The 17,897-nt window shown below is 35.3% G+C and carries 17 protein-coding genes; 4 read left to right on the top strand and 13 right to left on the bottom strand.

Going from position 1 to position 17,897, the window contains the following annotated elements; translation table 11 throughout:
• Positions 1–33: 33 nt before the first annotated feature.
• Entirely contained in the window at positions 34–1,017 is a 984-nt protein-coding gene (locus tag ACVWY7_RS19505) for a helix-turn-helix transcriptional regulator (RefSeq protein WP_186305751.1), read from the top strand.
• A gap of 21 nt (positions 1,018–1,038) precedes the next feature.
• Here ACVWY7_RS19505 and ACVWY7_RS19500 read toward each other — a convergent pair whose 3' ends face one another.
• The 10 genes from ACVWY7_RS19500 to ACVWY7_RS19455 all read right to left on the bottom strand — a co-directional run bounded on the left by ACVWY7_RS19500 (position 1,039) and on the right by ACVWY7_RS19455 (position 10,043).
• Positions 1,039–1,551 carry an HIT family protein gene (locus ACVWY7_RS19500; protein ID WP_144508085.1) on the bottom strand — a complete coding sequence of 171 codons (513 nt, stop codon included), beginning with the start codon at positions 1,549–1,551 and terminating at the stop codon, positions 1,039–1,041.
• A gap of 134 nt (positions 1,552–1,685) precedes the next feature.
• Positions 1,686–2,063 (bottom strand): OsmC family protein, encoded by a 378-nt coding sequence (locus ACVWY7_RS19495; protein ID WP_000778827.1) that lies wholly within the window; start codon positions 2,061–2,063, stop codon positions 1,686–1,688.
• Complete coding sequence (locus ACVWY7_RS19490; RefSeq protein WP_001187102.1) at positions 2,038–3,465, bottom strand: amino acid permease; 1,428 nt, start codon at positions 3,463–3,465, stop codon at positions 2,038–2,040. The genes ACVWY7_RS19495 and ACVWY7_RS19490 overlap by 26 nt, the downstream gene beginning before the upstream one ends.
• Positions 3,466–3,670: 205 nt before the next feature.
• Positions 3,671–4,315: an amino acid ABC transporter permease gene (locus tag ACVWY7_RS19485; protein ID WP_000345964.1), complete on the bottom strand. Its 645-nt coding sequence runs from the start codon at positions 4,313–4,315 to the stop codon at positions 3,671–3,673.
• Positions 4,316–4,972: an amino acid ABC transporter permease gene (locus ACVWY7_RS19480; RefSeq protein ID WP_001112689.1), complete on the bottom strand. Its 657-nt coding sequence runs from the start codon at positions 4,970–4,972 to the stop codon at positions 4,316–4,318.
• Between the two features lie 62 nt (positions 4,973–5,034).
• Positions 5,035–5,865: a glutamine ABC transporter substrate-binding protein GlnH gene (gene glnH, locus ACVWY7_RS19475; protein ID WP_000916480.1), complete on the bottom strand. Its 831-nt coding sequence runs from the start codon at positions 5,863–5,865 to the stop codon at positions 5,035–5,037.
• A 12-nt stretch (positions 5,866–5,877) separates the two neighbouring features.
• A complete protein-coding gene (locus tag ACVWY7_RS19470; protein WP_000569229.1) occupies positions 5,878–6,606 on the bottom strand; it encodes an amino acid ABC transporter ATP-binding protein in 729 nt (242 codons plus the stop codon).
• A 137-nt stretch (positions 6,607–6,743) separates the two neighbouring features.
• A complete protein-coding gene (locus ACVWY7_RS19465; protein ID WP_073525657.1) occupies positions 6,744–8,204 on the bottom strand; it encodes an alanine/glycine:cation symporter family protein in 1,461 nt (486 codons plus the stop codon).
• 157 nt (positions 8,205–8,361) lie between these two features.
• Positions 8,362–9,333: a phosphotransferase enzyme family protein gene (locus tag ACVWY7_RS19460; RefSeq protein WP_000401653.1), complete on the bottom strand. Its 972-nt coding sequence runs from the start codon at positions 9,331–9,333 to the stop codon at positions 8,362–8,364.
• A 23-nt stretch (positions 9,334–9,356) separates the two neighbouring features.
• A complete protein-coding gene (locus ACVWY7_RS19455) occupies positions 9,357–10,043 on the bottom strand; it encodes a CPBP family intramembrane glutamic endopeptidase (protein WP_212114874.1) in 687 nt (228 codons plus the stop codon).
• Positions 10,044–10,193: 150 nt separating this feature from the next.
• Here ACVWY7_RS19455 and gerKA point away from each other — a divergent pair, with 150 nt between their 5' ends.
• From gerKA to gerKC, 3 genes are read left to right on the top strand one after another with little or no spacing between them, the layout of a single operon-like run.
• Positions 10,194–11,696 (top strand): spore germination protein GerKA, encoded by a 1,503-nt coding sequence (gene gerKA / locus ACVWY7_RS19450; protein ID WP_073525658.1) that lies wholly within the window; start codon positions 10,194–10,196, stop codon positions 11,694–11,696.
• Complete coding sequence (locus ACVWY7_RS19445) at positions 11,677–12,783, top strand: GerAB/ArcD/ProY family transporter (protein WP_073525660.1); 1,107 nt, start codon at positions 11,677–11,679, stop codon at positions 12,781–12,783. Before gerKA ends, ACVWY7_RS19445 begins: the two co-directional genes overlap by 20 nt.
• Positions 12,764–13,888 (top strand): spore germination protein GerKC, encoded by a 1,125-nt coding sequence (gene gerKC, locus ACVWY7_RS19440; RefSeq protein ID WP_073525661.1) that lies wholly within the window; start codon positions 12,764–12,766, stop codon positions 13,886–13,888. The genes ACVWY7_RS19445 and gerKC overlap by 20 nt, the downstream gene beginning before the upstream one ends.
• A gap of 32 nt (positions 13,889–13,920) precedes the next feature.
• Here gerKC and treC read toward each other — a convergent pair whose 3' ends face one another.
• The 3 genes from treC to treR all read right to left on the bottom strand — a co-directional run bounded on the left by treC (position 13,921) and on the right by treR (position 17,871).
• Positions 13,921–15,582, bottom strand: coding sequence for an alpha,alpha-phosphotrehalase (treC, locus tag ACVWY7_RS19435; protein WP_000656112.1), 1,662 nt, complete (start codon positions 15,580–15,582; stop codon positions 13,921–13,923).
• Between the two features lie 13 nt (positions 15,583–15,595).
• A complete protein-coding gene (treP, locus tag ACVWY7_RS19430) occupies positions 15,596–17,023 on the bottom strand; it encodes a PTS system trehalose-specific EIIBC component (protein ID WP_105989811.1) in 1,428 nt (475 codons plus the stop codon).
• A gap of 137 nt (positions 17,024–17,160) precedes the next feature.
• Positions 17,161–17,871: a trehalose operon repressor gene (gene treR / locus ACVWY7_RS19425; RefSeq protein WP_212114866.1), complete on the bottom strand. Its 711-nt coding sequence runs from the start codon at positions 17,869–17,871 to the stop codon at positions 17,161–17,163.
• Positions 17,872–17,897 lie beyond the last annotated feature (26 nt).

The following is a 17,897-nucleotide window of genomic DNA, read 5'->3' as shown; positions in this document are numbered from 1 at the left end:
CATATGATGTAAACAATATACTAACAATAAAACATGACAACTTATGTCATGTTAAAAAGAAAAAAGGTGATACATTTGTCAAAAGCTAAACGCTTATTAGATATTCTTATATTTGCTTCTGCCAAAAAGACATTTACAGCGCAAGAAATAGCTGATGAATTTAATATTTCCGTTCGTACGGTTCATAGATACATAGTAGATTTAAGTGATATGGGATTACCCATCTATGCTGAACAAGGTCGTAACGGAGGCTATAAAGTATTAACGAATAGAGTCATTCCCCCTATTTTATTTACGGAAGAAGAAGCAGTCTCCATCTTTTTTGCTTTTCAATCTTTAAGCTACTACAGGGATTTACCTTTTAACACAGAAATCAATTCCGTTACACATAAACTGTATAGCTCTCTACAACATGATGCGAAAACGAAAGTTGATAAAATACGTTCCTATATCGCTTTTTGGAATCCGAAGAGAACGATTGATACACCTCTTTTAAACGAAGTATTAACTGCGGCTATTGAAAATAAAAATTTACACTTTCAATACGAATCTAAAACAGGAATAAAAACAAAACACGTTCATCCTATCGGTGTATATGCTCATGACGGGCTATGGTACTTACCATCCTATGACTTCAGTAGAAAAAAAGTATTACTGTATCGCGTTGATCGTATTCTTTCTATATTATCAGCAGAAGAAAATGAAAGTATGTTCATGAATTTAGAAGAATGGTTTGACTCTAGCTCTAACGTAGTACACAGTCCTACTCAGTTACATATTTTACTGACGACAGAAGGTGTACGCCAATGTAAAAGTGTTCCTTACCTTGAAGAATTCGTAGTAGTAAACGAAGACGGGACAGGATATATACATTCAACAATTGATAAAGGAGAAATCAATTTTATTACGCCTTTATTTTATAGGCTTGGGAAAGATGCACGAGTTTTAGAACCGAAAGAATTGATAGATAGTTTACGTATACGTGCGAAAGAAGTTTTACATATGTATGAAGACTAAAAAGGCGTAAGAAAGTTTTTCTTACGCCTTTTTGATGTACAGTATTCTCTCTATCTCTTCTTTTAACAAATTCTTTGCCTCTTCAAAGTTATGATTCTGCTTCTCTCCAGGTTGTACCATATAAAACTCAGCAAATGAGCGCTCTTTATATCTTGGTACGACATGCATATGGTAATGTGTTAACTCGTTAAAGATTCCACCATTTTGACAAACTGTAATTCCGTCAGGTTTATATAATAATTTAATCGCTTTTGTAATAAGCTTAGAAGCATCCATAATGGATTTTGCTACAATATCATCTAATTCATCTACTTCTACAACATGTTGTTTTGGCACAATTAAAGTATGTCCTGGATAGAAAGGTGCATGATCTAAAAAGCATGTTACATAGTCATCTTCATATATTTTATATATTTTTTCCTCTTCGTTTGCTAATTTACAACCTAAACAATCCATTACACTTTCTCCTCTCTCTAAAACATAAAAACGTGAGAGCCGTATTCTCACGTTTTTATGTTTTACTTTATCCCGCATTAACGGGCAGTAAGATCCCTATCTCAAAACTCTGCTGTAAAGCAAAGAAGTGAAATAGGAGATCAACTGCCCGTAAAAGCCCGATTGGTTCAACTAGTAATCAGTGGGGATAAACACTCCCACTGATTACAGTTTCACTTTATTAATTCAATCGTTTCCGTAACTTTTATACTATCCTTTACAGACTGAACAATTGTGCAATTTTTCACTGCAAGCTGCAGCGCCTTGTCCAACTGCTCTTCTGTAATGTTTTGCGCTTTAATTTTATAATGCAAATGAACACTTTCAACTGGTTTTGATAATGCTTCACTTCTACCAATTTCCGTTTCAATTGTAAACGTATCGTATGTAATACGTTTCTTTTCTAAAATTGTTCGAAAGACAATTGCACTGCATCCTGCGATAGAAGAAACGAGTAATTGTAACGGTGAATACCCATTTTCTTTTCCAATCGCTAATGGACCATACGATAAATCTGCCTCAATATCATCGTGTTTGATTGTTAGTTTCATTTGCTTTTTCCATCTCCACTTTCATCGGTTTCTGCCGTTTCTTATTTATATAATAATATATGTAGCAGAAAATGATAAATGGAATACCACAATATAACGCCATTCTTTGTTCTGGAATAAACGCTAAACTAATAACAACGATACTATTTGTAATTAAAGCTAAAATAGGAACAATTGGATATAGCGGTGTTCTATATTTTAAGTCCTCTAACTTTCCTCCGCCTTTTATATATTGACTTCTAAAGCGTAGTTGCGATAAAGCAATAATGATCCAACTTGAAACAGCTGATAAACCAGCTATAGATAATAAGTACATGTATACTGTATCTTCTGCAAGGAAACTTGTGAATAAAGAAAGGCCAGCTACAGCAATCGTTACAACTAATGCGGTAATTGGAATCCCACGCTTATTTACTTTCTGGAAAGATGTTGGTGCCATTCCTTCATTTGCAAGTGACCAGAGTATACGAGTTGCCGCATATAATCCTGAATTCGCTACAGATAGTAACGCTGTAATAATAACGAAGTTCATAATATCAGCTGCGTATGGAATACCAATTTTATCAAATACCACTACAAATGGACTTTCAATTACCCCTGCTTCTTTCCAAGAAATTAATCCTACTAAAATCGTCATTGTTAAAATGAAGAATAACATAATGCGCCATACTGTATTACGGATGGCACGCGGAATTGTCTTTTCTGGATTTTCACTTTCTCCCGCTGCAATCCCGATTAACTCTGTTCCTTGGAACGAGAAGTTAACTGTAATCATTGTAAGTAATACGGCAGCTAGTCCATTCGGGAATAACCCGCCTTCGCTTACAAAGTTAGAGAAAAGAGGTGCTGCTTCTTTTCCGTCATATGATATAAACCCTAATAATGCACTACCACCAAGAACAACAAATGCAAGAATTGTAATTACTTTAATACTAGAGAACCAAAATTCTAATTCAGCATAACTTTTCGCTGAAATTGCGTTTGAAGCATATAAAATAACGCCGAAGACGAGACACCATACCCAAACATCAACATTCGGAAACCATCTCTTCATCATTAAACCAATTGACGTTAATTCTAGTCCTACTGTTACTGCCCAGCCAAGCCAATATAGCCAGCCAATCATAAAGCCCGTTCCTGGTCCAATAAACTTCGTCGCATACTTTTGGAAAGATCCTGAAACTGGCATTGCTACCGTTAACTCTCCAAGGCATAGCATTGTTAAATACATAATAAATCCGCCCACTAAATATGAAAGGATGGCTCCCCCTGGTCCAGCCTGATTAATAGTGTAACCAGAACCCAAGAAAAAGCCCGTCCCGATTACACCACCTAGTGCGATCATAAATAAATGTCTACTCTTCATCGTACGATGTAATTTCTCATTCGTTGGTTGCTGCATCTAAATCCTCCCCCTACCAATACCCCTATATCTTGTTAAAATTTTCTGATAATAAAAATATACACGAAAGCGATTACATTTTCTATATAAAATTAAAACTTTTCTGATAAAATAATATAAAAAATTGAATTATCGTGAAGTTCAGATTCTAATTAGAGGAAAATAAGGAGAAACAAGGAAAAAACCCTTACATATATTGTAAGAGTTAATGAAGTTCTAACCTTCTGGATAAAATTGATAAACTATAGTTTACAATAAAGTACATACAAGCTACTACTATAAACGTTGGAATCATATAATTTACATTTTGTCCGCTAATAATTTGAGCATTATGCATAAGCTCCGGTAGTGATATAGCGACTGCTAATGATGTATCTTTTAGCAATGAAATAAACTGACTAACAAGCGGCGGAACCATCCTTCTTAATGCTTGCGGTAAAATAATGTGCCAAAGCGCTTGCACATACGTTAACCCTGAAGATCTTGCAGCCTCAATCTGTCCTTTCTCAATAGATAATAGGCCACTTCGAACAATTTCAGATATCATTGCTGCTTCAAATATTGTTAAAGCGACAATTACAGCTGTTATAATTTCTAATTTCAAGCCTACTTCTGGAAGTGCAAAATATGTGAAAAATATAATTAAAAGTAGTGGTAAGTTTCGAATGACTTCAACGATAATCCCCAATATTTGTGAGACAACAGGTATTTTCATGTAGCGCAATATTCCTATTACGCTACCAATAATAAAACTAAGTATAATTGCTACGAGCGCTACCTCTAATGTGATGAGTAATCCTTTTAATAAAAAGAGAATATGATCACCCGTTATGGCTCCCTTAAAATCCATTTACACCGCCTCCTTTGCTAAGCGTTTTTCTAAATAACGCACTAGCATACTGAGCGGAATTGTTAATATTAAATAAAACATCCCGACAAATATATAAACATCGAACGTAACAAACGTCTTCGTTGAAATTAAATCTCCTTGATACATTAAATCAGCACCAGCAATAATTCCGAGTATGGAAGAGTTTTTTACTAAGTTGAGAAATTGGTTTCCTAGAGGAGGGATTACAATTTTCATCGCTTGGGGTAAAACGACATGGTACATCGCTTGCGTATAAGTCAATCCTGAAGAACGTGCTGCCTCCATTTGGCCTTTCGCGACTGATAAAATACCAGCGCGAATGACTTCCGCAATAAACGCTGCAGTATATACGGTAAGCGTAACTGTTCCTGCTACAAAACCATTTAAAGTAATTCCTACTACAGGTAAAGCGAAATAGAATATAAATGCAATTAATACGAGTGGAATATTTCTTACGAACTCTACAAAAGCAGTACCCAACCAATTTAAAATACGAATGGGTGCAATACGCATTATCGCCAATACTACACCTAAAATAAAACTGCCTATTAATGCGATTACACTAGACATCACTGTATATTTAAAGCCTTCTAAATACATATCAATGTTATTCGTTAATATAGAAAAATCAGGCACATATTCTCCCCTCTTTCTTTACAAGAAGAGGATGAGTACTCTCATCCTCTCACTTTTACTATCTACTTTTCTGGTTTTTGTCCAATCCATTTTTCATACAGTTTATCGTATTCCCCATTTGCCTTCATATCTTTTATCAAGCTATTAATCTCTTTCGTTAAATCATCTGCACCTTTTTGCACTGCAATTCCGTACGGCTCATCCGTGAAAATTTTCCCGACAACTTCATAATTCGAATCTTGTTTTGCCATGCCGTAAAGAATTGCATTATCTGTCGTTAACACATCACCTTTTCCTGCTTTTAACGCCGTAAATGCCTCACTGTAATTTTCAAATTCTAATACAGTCGCTTCCGGTGATTTTTGGCGAATGTTATTTGTAGATGTTGAACCTTTTACCGCTAACACTTTCACGCCCTTTTTCACATCATCAATACTTTTAATGTCACTCCCTTTTTTCACGAGTAACGATTGCCCTGCTTTAAAATATACATCTGAAAAATCTACCTCTTTTTTGCGTTCTTCCGTAATTGTCATTGTTGCGATAATTGCATCAATGTCACCGTTTTTCAGTAGTGGAATACGCGTTTTAGACGTTACTTCTTTTAATTCTAGTTTCTTTTCATCTCCAAGAATTTTTTTCGCAAGTGCTTTTGCAACATCAACATCAAATCCTTCTACCTGCCCTGTTGAAGGGTTTTTCAATCCAAACAAGTTCGTATCATTCTTCACCCCAACTACTAATTTCCCGCGCTTCTTAATTTGCTCAACAGCCCCGCCTTGCTTCGTATTCGTTTCTTTCGCCTCATCTTTTTTACTTCCGCACCCAGCAACGACAAGTACGAATAAACATGAAAATACAATTAAGGTAAACAACTTTTTCATTTTAAGCATAAAATTCCTCCTTTAATGATTTAACACTCGACTTAAAAATAGACGCGCTCTTTCTTGTTCGGGACTTGCAAAAAATTGCGCCGGTGTTGTATCCTCAATGATTTTGCCATCATCCATAAATAAAATCCGATCGGCTACTTCTCGCGCAAATCCCATTTCATGCGTGACAACGACCATCGTCATCCCTTCTTTAGCTAGCGTTTTCATAACATCAAGTACTTCCCCGATCATCTCTGGATCAAGAGCAGACGTAGGCTCATCGAACAACATAATTTCCGGCTGCATTGCGAGTCCTCTAGCAATTGCTACCCTTTGCTGTTGTCCTCCGGATAATTGATGTGGATATACGTTAGCCTTCTCTGGAATTCCTACTTTCTCTAAATAAAACATCGCTGTTTTCTCTGCTTCCTCTTTTGAAATTTTATTTACTTTAATAGGTGCTAGTGTAATATTTTGAAGAACCGTTTTATGTGGATATAAATAAAAATGTTGAAAGACCATTCCGATATTTCGGCGTAATTCATTCATATCTGTTTTTGCATTGTGTACCTCCGTATTTTGTACAATTAACTCTCCATCTGTAATTGTCTCTAGCTGATTTATACACCGAAGCAACGTACTTTTTCCTGATCCCGAAGGCCCAACAACTACTACCACTTCACCTTTTTTCACTTGCACATTAATATCTTTTAGCACTTGAAAGTTGCCATAATATTTATTTACGTTACGAAACTCTATCAACATACTCACCCCTTCCCCTAACAAAGCATGTACATTCTTTTTATATTCAAAAATAGGCAAAAAAATAACTTCCTGCTTCATTTTGTCCATAAAAAAAAGCAAAGGCATTTTCCCTTTGCTTTTTCATTTCTATTCCATTAAGATACTTCTTCTTTCTTATCTTTCCCGTATTCATGCTCCCAGAAATCGGCATTTTTAATACCTAATGGTCCTGGATCGAATACTGGATCTTTTCCTTCTTTTTTCTGCTTTTCATAATCCTTTAATGCGACTAATGCAGGTTTTTGTAATAGTAAAATCGCAATGATATTTACCCATGCCATAATTCCTACACCGATATCACCTAAAGCCCATGCCGTTGCTGCTGTTTTTATACAGCCGTAGAATACAGCACCTAAAAAGACAAATTTTAGTACCATAGACAACCAAGGGCGGTCTTTCTCACGATTTAAGTACGCGATATTCGTTTCTGCAATGTAGTAATACGCCATAATTGTTGTAAATGCAAAGAATAGTAACGAGATTGCAACGAAACCGTTTCCAAATCCAGGGAAAACGGATTCTACTGCTGCTTGTGTATATCCCGGTCCTGGCTGTGTACCATTTAATTTATTTACGATAAAGTTTTTTCCGCTTGCATCAAATACGTTATACATGCCTGTAATAATCATCATAAATGCTGTTGCTGAACAAACAAATAATGTATCAATGTAAACGGAAAATGCTTGCACTAAGCCTTGCTTAGCTGGATGTGATACTTCAGCTGCTGCCGCTGCATGTGGCCCAGTTCCTTGCCCTGCTTCATTAGAATAAATACCACGTTTTACTCCCCAAGAAATTGCTAAACCGATAATACCACCAAATGCTGCTTCTAATGCAAACGCACTTCTTATAATTAACATAAATGCTTCTGGCAGTTTTTCAATATTCATAGCGACAATAACACAAGCTACTAAAATATACCCAACAGCCATAAACGGTACGACAACTTGCGCTACGTTAACAATTCGCTTTACTCCACCGAAAATGATAAGAGCTAATACAACAACTAATAAAGCCCCTGATAATGTAGTGTTAATTCCAAAAGCCGTTTCTAAACTTACAGCAATACTATTTGCTTGCACACCCGGTAGTAAAAGCCCCGTTGCAAGAATTGTCGCTGCAACGAATACTAAAGCATACCATTTAACCCCTAAACCTTTTTCAATGTAATAAGCAGGTCCACCGCGAAACTGCCCTTGGTGTTTCGTCTTATATATTTGCGCGAGTGTTGATTCTACATAAGCTGATCCTGCTCCTAAAAAGGCTACTGCCCACATCCAAAATACAGCCCCTGGTCCACCGAAGGCAACCGCTGTGGCTACCCCAGCGATATTCCCTGTCCCAACGCGCCCTGATAACGAAAGTGCTAACGCTTGGAATGAAGAAACACCAGCCTCTGATTTTTCTCCTTTAAATGTCAGCTTCACCATTTCTCCTACATGCCTTACTTGTAAAAACCTCGTTCGAATAGAAAAATATAAACCTACCCCTAAACATAAATAAACAAGTGCTGGACTCCAAACAATATTATTTAACCAATTTACGAAAGCTTCCAATATTCCCCCTCCTTTTTATCAAGAATATTCAGAATATATAAAAATTATAAGTGTATACCGAATCTATGACAATATTATTTTAATAAAACAAACATATTTTTGTATAAAAAAACAAAGTATACATTTATTTTGTATACTTTGTTTTTAACAAAATGTATTATATATTCACAATCGCTTCTTTTTTTATAATTCTTTCATATAGCTCTTCCGATAATTTTCGAAAGTTATCTGGCATATCTTTTCCCTTGAACTTCTTTTGGAGTGTGCCGTATAGACCTATGTCACGCAAACGTAAAAATAGTGGTAATGATTCATACCAACTATCCGCCAGTCTGTGCTCATACTCATAGCCTTTCCGTAACACTTGTAGCTGTTTACGAGCAAAATGTGTCTTCTCTTCCGTTGTCCACGGTGTAAATAGAACTGAGTAATAGAGAACCATCGCTAAATCATGTATAAAGTAATTATAAGCCGCATCATCAAAATCAAAGATTGTTAGCTCTTTACCATCATAATGAAAATTGCCGGGATGAATATCACCGTGCATAAGGCCGAATGTTTCTCTTTCAATTGGAAGAGCTTTTATTTCATCCATTAATACCGCTGCAATCTTTTTCACTTGATCATCTTCTAATTCATTAACAATCCCACTTTCGTCTTCTTCCCACGTATCACGATAATCTGTTTTAGGGTAGTTCATTGTTAGTCGATGCAGTTGGCCAATCGCTTTTCCCCATGCTTCAAAATAAATATCGCCCCAATAAGGCGATTCTTCTCCTTTTACTTGCTCACCTTTTGCATATGTAAATAAAGAAGCGAAAAAGAAAGTTTCATCCTCTGCTCTGATCTCTTCTACAAGATTTTGAGACTTTGAATAAAGAGGCCCTGCTACCTTTGCCCCATGCTCCGCAACATATCGTAAAAAATCTAATTCAGCTTCGACTTCTTTTTTTGAACGATGAGAAGAATGGGTTAAACGCAATACGTAATCTTCACCACAATCGCCCTTGGCCTTAAAAATATAATTCTCAAAATCTCCGAGCGGCTTGTCTTCCAATGTTACATGAAACAAACTCGCTGCCCTTTTTAAAATCTCTTTCGTAAAAACACGTTCTACAGCTATTTCCATATGTATCCCTCCTATATATCTTCTTAATTCGACAAAAATGTTAAAAGTACTGCTATGAAATTAAATAGTGCGTGGGCAATCATAGCTGATAAAATAGAATTTGTTTTCTCATATAACCACGCAAATACTACTCCACTTAAAAAATTCACTGGTAATGTGTTATATGTTGGAATATGAACAACGGTAAATATTATAGAACTTATAAGCACTCCACCCCATATACCATATCTATCACGAAAAAATGTATAAAAAACACCTCGATATAAAATCTCTTCATAAATTGGTGATATAACTGCTGCTCCAATTACCGCGATACAGAACGAATAGATTGATTTATCATTTTGGACCGTCTCCGTTTTACTATTTTCAAAAGAAATACCCATTTTCTCCATTATCATTAATACAGCAACACTAACTACAATTAAGGTAATCAATGCTATAACTGTCCATAAAAAATCTTTCCATGAAAGCTTTCGGATTCCAATATCTTTCCAAGATAGTTGATATCTTTTTATACAAAAAAGATAAACTACAGTAGTAAATATCACTGCCATTATAAATCCCATTAATACTCCAGCATATAATGAGTTCCCTATTATTTTTAAAGCATAGTTATAAAAAAGAGATTCAACTGTTACTGGGACAATTAAAAATACGAAAACTAATAAATATAAAATTTCTTTCCATCCCCACATATATCTTAAAGTCATCTATATCATCCCCTATATCCTATTTCTCTTAGTATAAAAGATGACGTAACGTAACTTTCAAGCTACTTTTTTTAAAATAATCCAAGCATAAATTTCTCACAAAAAGCAAAAATTAACAGAAGTAACTTTATTCTAAAAGAGGTGGAAATTATGACAGAGCAAAAAGAACAACAAGAGAGTAAAAACCAAAAGCATATGTTTCCATCACTTCCGGAAAACATTAATTATATCGAAAATAAGCTCTGTCATTCAGACGATATAAAAAAATTAGATCTCCCTTTTCAAAACGGAAAAGGAACAATCTTATATATCGAATCTTTAGCAGACCCAAATTTAATTCATCAGCTAGCTCTTGAGCCTTTATTGACACGGTCAGATTTACCTTTAGATAAAGCTTTTGCCACATTAAATATGAAAAAAGAAACGAATTTAAATTATGGCGTACAGCTGCTATTACAAGGTAAATCATTATATTTTCATGACCATGTCGATAGCTTTTGTATTTTCGAAACGGCTTTATCTTTAAAGAGAGATATAACAGAACCTGATAATGAAGGCATTGTACGTGGACCCCATACTGGTTTCGTAGAAGATTTAGCAACCAATTTAGCTTCTATTCGCAAACTCATAAAAAGTCCAAATGTCGTCGTTAAATATTTCACACTTGGTGAAGAAATGCACACGAAAGTGGCAATTGCTTATATGCAAAACATAGCGAATGACGATTTAGTTGCAGAAGTAAAAAGAAGGTTAGAAACGATTAAAACGGATGCACTCATGCCACCAGGTTACATACAAGAATTTATAGAAGATACGTCTTTCTCGCCATTTCCACAGCAATTAAATACAGAGCGTCCAGATAGGACCGCTGCAAATTTAATGGAAGGACGAGTTGCTATTTTTTCTGACGGTGATCCAACAGCTCTTATCGTTCCTGTTACGTTATTTGCTTTCTATCAATCACCAGATGATTATAATAACCGCTGGATTGTCGGTTCTTTCGTCCGAATGATTCGCTTAGTGAGTTTCTTGATTGCTTTTCTCTTACCAGCTATATATATCGCAACCGTAGCCTTTCATCCTGATGTATTGCCGCTCGAACTTGTGTATACAATTAAAGCCTCATTAGAGAAAGTACCACTTCCTCCTATTTTCGAAGCTCTCTTAATGGAGCTAATTTTTGAGTTATTACGGGAAGCTGGTATTCGCTTGCCGAGCCGAGTTGGACAAACAATCGGTATTGTAGGTGGTTTAGTAATTGGTGATGCAATTGTAAAAGCTGGACTTGTTTCTTACACAATGATTATCGTTGTAGCTTTAACTGCAATCTCATCTTTTCTCGTTCCATCAAATGATATGAGTTCAGCAGTTCGGATTCTTCGATTTCCATTAATGCTCCTTGCTGCCATATTTGGATATGTAGGAATATCATTTGGCCTAATTATAACTTTCGTTCATTTATGCCAGTTACATTCATTTCATACCCCATATCTTTCTCCTGTTGCACCGATGCGGATTAAAGATATGAAGGATTCTTTTGTAAGACTACCAATTTGGTCATTTTGGGAACGACCACATGATTCAAAACCGAAAAAAATGCAGCGCCAACATGTAACGAGGGAGGATGAGAACGGTGACAAACACGCAAAATAAAATTTCCCTTGTCCAATTTACCTTTTTCGTTATTCAATGCCAAATCGGAGTTGGTATACTTTCTCTACCGAACCGTCTTCACCCGATAGCAAAAGGTGGCGGTTTGATTTCTGCTCTCATCGCTGGTCTCGCAATTCAAATTATTATTTTACTTATGTGGTTTTTGTTAAGAAGATTTCCTGATGCAACTATGTATGAAATTTCCTCTATAATGTTTGGTAATAAATTCGGAAAACTATTAGGATTTTCATATGTTCTTTATTTTACCCTTATCGGTATGACGGTTATGTTAAATGTTTGCAATGTCATTAAAGTATGGATATTACAAGCAACACCTTGGTATGCCATCCTCATACTATTTACAATAGCTTGTTGTTATGTAGCTTATAATACGTTTAAAGTCATCGTACGATTTTATGTCATGGCCTCTATTCTCATTTTACCTATGGCGCTTTTAATTGCCCTAGGGCTTTCCCGAGCTGATTTTTCTTATATTTTCCCCATTACAGAGGCTGGATGGTGGAATATTATTCAAGCATCGAAAGAAACAATTACAGCCATGTATGGTTTTGAAATTATTCTTATCGCTTTCCCAAAAGTAAATGGGAATTCTCTGGCAAAACTAAAGGCCATTTCTATCGCTAATGGATTTGTAACTCTTTTTTATACGTTTACTGTTTGGATTTGCTTTATCGTATTTAGTCCAAAACAAATTGAACTTATTCCAGAGCCAGTTGCTTACTTATTACGCTCCTTGCATATCGGGATTATAGACCGGACTGATTTACTATTCATTCCAATATGGATGATAACAGTTGTGGCTTCTATTGCGAGTTATTATTGCGTTGCTTCAATCGGAATTGGACATATCTTCAATCTTGCTAATCATAAAAAAGCTGTTCCCATCGTTGGTATTATTGCTTTTAGTATAGCCTTATTTATAGATACACCTGAAGAATTAAAAGTAATTGCAACTTTCACTGATAAGTTCACCTATATTTTCATCGTTGTCCTCCCTCTTTTATTTCTACTTTATTCAGTAATAAGAAAGAAGAAAGGAGAACAGTATGTTCAAAAAAAGAGTTAAATTACTTTTTATATTATGTACTAGTTCCCTCCTTTCTGGCTGTTGGGATCAAGAACCATTAAGGGAGGCAAGGTTAGCTTATAGTCTTGGATACGATATCACTGAAGAAAATAAACTCCAGCAAGCGATTGAACTCGTAAAAAGTTCAAGCGGAGAGCAATCTTCATTCGAAAATGAAATACATTCAGCAACTGGGCATAACATAAGGGATACAAGTGATGCCCTAAAAAAAAATGTGACTGGGAATATTCGCTATTTTAAATATGGTGTTCAATTACTAGGAACCAAAATTCTAAAAAAAGGTATACTACCCTATTTAGATGTCAGTTTTCGGGACCCAACAAACCCAACTGCTTTAGTAAAACTTATTGCAGTAGATGGTGAAACATCCGAGATACTAGAAAAAAAGAAAGTTGGAAATTTACTAATTGGAGATTTTCTAAAGAAAAAAGTGAAAAGCTTAGAAGATATGAGTGTATTTCCAAAAGAAACTTTAGAAACAGCTGCTACAAAAATGTTAGATCCCGGTAAAGACTTTACCCTCCCCTCTATAAAAATAAAAGGAAAAGAAGTAGTTACAAACGGGTTAGCTTTATTTAACAATGATAAATTAACTGGCCATTTACCTTTGAAACAATCTGTTTTATTCGTATTATTAACCGGAAAAATGGGAACAAGTGCCCGTATAACCCAAAAACTTACTAGCGATGAATCAGAAAAGACATCTGATTATTTAACAATGGAAATTAGCAATCGAAAGTTAAAACGAGACTTAAAAATAACAACAGATAAAAAAGGAAATGTTTATGCTCACATTAAGCTTCAATTAAAAGTTATAGCACTTGAAGCTCCGAGAGATAATCTTTACAAAATGGATGAAAGAACAAAACTAAATAAAGAACTGTCTAAACAGCTTACGAAAGAAGCTAAAAAGATAACGAAAAAGTTACAAAAAGCAAACTGTGATGCTTTCGGAATTGGTAGACATCTTATCGCTTATCATCCTGACTTATGGAAGAAAAAAAAGTGGAATAAAGATTATGCAAAAGTAAAGTTTAAACCAGAAGTAGACGTAAATATTTTGTACAGTGGTGTCTTAAAATAAAAGGCTGTATGCCACACGGGCATACAACCTTTTTATTTCGTATATCGATATACAATTGATTCGTATGGTCTTAAGTTAAGTTTTGTAATATCCTTGCTGGAATCTTTATAATTCGACAGTAGTACTTCTTGTTTCATTCCATCTAATTGAACATGAGCTGGTACAGAATACGTTATTTCTTCTCCATAGAAATTATTGATAACAAGTAATACCTCATCATTTACAGTACGTGTATATGCCCAAATCTTAGCATGGTTTTCATCTAAAATAGCATATTCTCCTTCTGTAATAACATCATATGTTTTTCTTAGTTCAATTAACTTTTTATAATGATAAAATACAGACTCTTTATCTTCTAATGCCTTCTCTACGTTTATTTCTTTAAAGTTTTCAGCCACTGAAATCCACGGTTTACTTGTGGTAAACCCACTATTCACATCTTCATTCCACTGCATCGGAGTACGAGAATTATCACGAGATTTTTGTTTTAAAATCTCGATAATCTCTTCTTTCGATAATCCTTCTTCTAGCTTTATATCATATATATTTAACGATTCTACATCGCGATATTGCTTGATAGACTCGAATTTAGGATTCGTCATACCGATTTCTTCGCCTTGATAAATGTAAGGTGTGCCCTGCAACATATGCATAGCTGTCGCTAACATTTTTGCAGACTCATTTCTATACTTCTCATCATTACCGAAGCGTGACACGATACGAGGCTGGTCATGATTACACCAGAATAACGCATTCCATCCTCCACCCTTTTGCATTTCAATTTGCCAATTAGACATAATCTCTTTTAATTTAATGAAATCAAAATTCGCTTTCGTCCACTTATCTCCATTCGGATAATCTACTTTTAAATGATGAAAACTAAACGTCATACTTAATTCATTGCGCTCGGGGTTTGAATATTTAATACAATTATCAATTGTCGTAGATGACATTTCTCCAACCGTAATTACATCTTTCCCTTCAAAAACATTTCGGTTCATCTCTTGTAAATATTCATGAACGCGCGGGCCATCTGTATAATATTTCCGGCCATCGCTTGTTGCCGTACTTCCGTCATCATTTAAGAACTGTTGATCTTTTGAAATTAAATTAATAACATCTAATCGGAATCCAGTTACCCCTTTATCAAGCCAAAAACGCATCATATCATATACTTCTTCACGAAGTTTTTCATTTTCCCAATTTAAATCCGCTTGTGTCTCATCAAATAGATGTAAAAAATATTGCTCTGTCTTCTCATCATATTTCCAAGCAGACCCGCCAAACTTAGATTGCCAATTATTTTTTTCATCACGCCAAATGTAATAATTACGATATGGACTATTTTTATCTTCCTTCGCTTCCTTAAACCACTTATGCTCCGTCGAACTATGATTTACAACGATATCGAGCATAATTTCAATGTTACGTGCCTTTGCTTCTTCTAAAAGCTCTTCAAACTCTTCCATCGTCCCGTAAGATGGATCAATGCTGTAGTAATCACTTACATCATATCCATTATCATTTTGTGGTGATTGGTATATCGGTGTTAACCAAATATAATCTACTCCGAGTTCTTTTAAATAATCTAGTTTCTCTGTAACCCCTTTTATATCACCGGTTTCTTTATTGTAATAGCTATTAAAGCTCTTCGGATAAATTTGATAAACTACACTTTTATGCCAATCCTTCATGTTTAACTTCCTCCTACTTCTGTTTTACTCGTTTTGCAAATAACCACGTTAACATAAATGGGATTACAACTGCGATAATCATTCCGACAATAAACATCGGAATCGATTTCGGAATGATAGAAATAAATGCTGGTAATCCGCCAATTCCGATAGCAGGTGCTAATACACCATTTAACGTAATAAATATAGCTGCAATAGCCGATCCTATAATCGCTGCATAGAACGGGAATTTATTTCGTAAGTTCACACCAAACATAGCTGGTTCTGTAATACCGAAATATGCTGAGATTGCTGATGTAGATGCCATGCTTTTATCATTTTGATTTTTAGAAATCCAGAACATCGCAAGTGCCGCACTACCTTGCGCAATATTAGAAAGGGCGATCATTGGCCAAATGAATGTACCACCGTGCTGTGCAATTAATTGTAAGTCGATAGCAATAAACATATGATGCATACCTGTAATTACAAGTGGTGCATACAATGCGCCAAATAATACTGCTCCAACTACTGGTACTGTTTCATATACACCTACTAATCCTACTGTTAATAAATCTCCAATATGACGTGTAACCGGACCGATAATTCCTAATGCTAACACACCTGTCACAACGATTGTTGTAATTGGTACAACTAATAATTGAATTGCATTTGGTACATGTTTCTTTAAGAAGATTTCCACTTTACTTAATACAAATGCGGCTACTAAAACCGGCAAGATTTGACCTTGGTATCCTACCTTTTCAATTTGAAATAACCCTAAAATATCGAAGTACTCAATCTTTTGTCCATCTAAACCAGTTGCTGCTTTTCCGTAATCCCACGCGTTTAGCAAGGCTGGATGCACAAGCATTAAACCCATAACAATCCCTAATATCGGACTACCACCAAAACGCTTCGTTGCTGACCAACCGACAAGTGCTGGTAAGAATACAAATGCTGTATTCGCCATCATATTAATTAAATCCCAAAGCCCACTTAAGTTTGGATACACATCTAATAAATTTTTACCTTCAAAAAATAAGTCCTTTGCCCCTAATAGATTGTTAATTCCCATTAGTAAACCAGCTGTTACGATTGCTGGTAATATCGGCATAAATACATCTGAAAATACCTTTACAAACTTTTGAGCTGGATTTAACTTTTGATTTCCAGAATCTTTTACGTCAGCTACTGTCGCTTCCTTCATACCTGCAAACGTTATCAATTCTGCATATACTCGATCCACATCTCCTGGACCGATTACAATTTGAAATACCCCAGCGTTATGAAACGCTCCCTTTACTAATGAAACAGACTGTAATTTATCGTTATCTATTTTACTTTCATCTTTTAAAGCGATACGGAGTCTCGTTACACAGTGCGCAGCTTGTTCAATATTGTCTTTCCCACCAATATACTGCAACACTTCCTCTGCTGTTTTACGATAGTCTTTCCCCATATTCTCGTCCCTCTTTTCTTTTTTTGATACCGTTTACAATTACATATTAACTCGTATATATAAGTTAGTCAATACTCGTATATACGAGTTTGTAATTTTTTTATAAAAAAAGAGATGAAACATTTCGTTCCATCTCCTTATTTTCTCCGCGCCACATCCGAAAAATGAAAAATATCTAAGCGGTGACGTGATTCTGTATATTCGAACTGACTTCCATCATAAAAATGCGTAAAGTTTTTCACAACGACAACATAATCTGTTCCATTTAAATCTAAATACTTTCTATCGTCCTCTGTACATGGCTGCACCTCAATTACCCTCTGTGAGTAACTAATAGGAAGACCTAGTTCTTTCTCAATGTATTTATAAATGGACCCCGCTGCAATTTCACTCGTTAATCCAGGGATATACTCCGATACAAAATGATTAATATCCAAAATTACTTTTTCTCCATCAATATTTCGTACGCGTTTAATATGATCTATTTCTGTTTTCTCTTTCACATTTAATAGCTTTGCAATCTCTTTTGTCGCTTTTATTTTCTCTATTTCCACGACTTCTGTAATACAATGGCGCCCTAAACGTTCATTTTCTTCTTGGAAACTTACAATGCCACCAAAGTTGAATTCAATGTTTTTACGCTTTAAAACAAAAACACCTTTTCCGTGTATTTTTTGAACATATCCTCGCTCTTGTAATAAATCTACAGCTTTTCTTACAGTACCACGGCTCGCTTCATACTGCTTCATTAATTCTGTTTCTGATGGGATTTTGCATCCCTCTTTTAATTGTTTATTATCAATAGACTTGCTGATTTCTGTATAAATTTGTTCATACTTACTCATCATCTACAATAACCCCTTGTCACCTTCTA

The organism is Bacillus sp. TE9106W, assembly GCF_054062215.1.
Note: the sequence above shows the minus strand (reverse complement) of the source record. Positions and strands in the feature narration are given on the sequence as shown.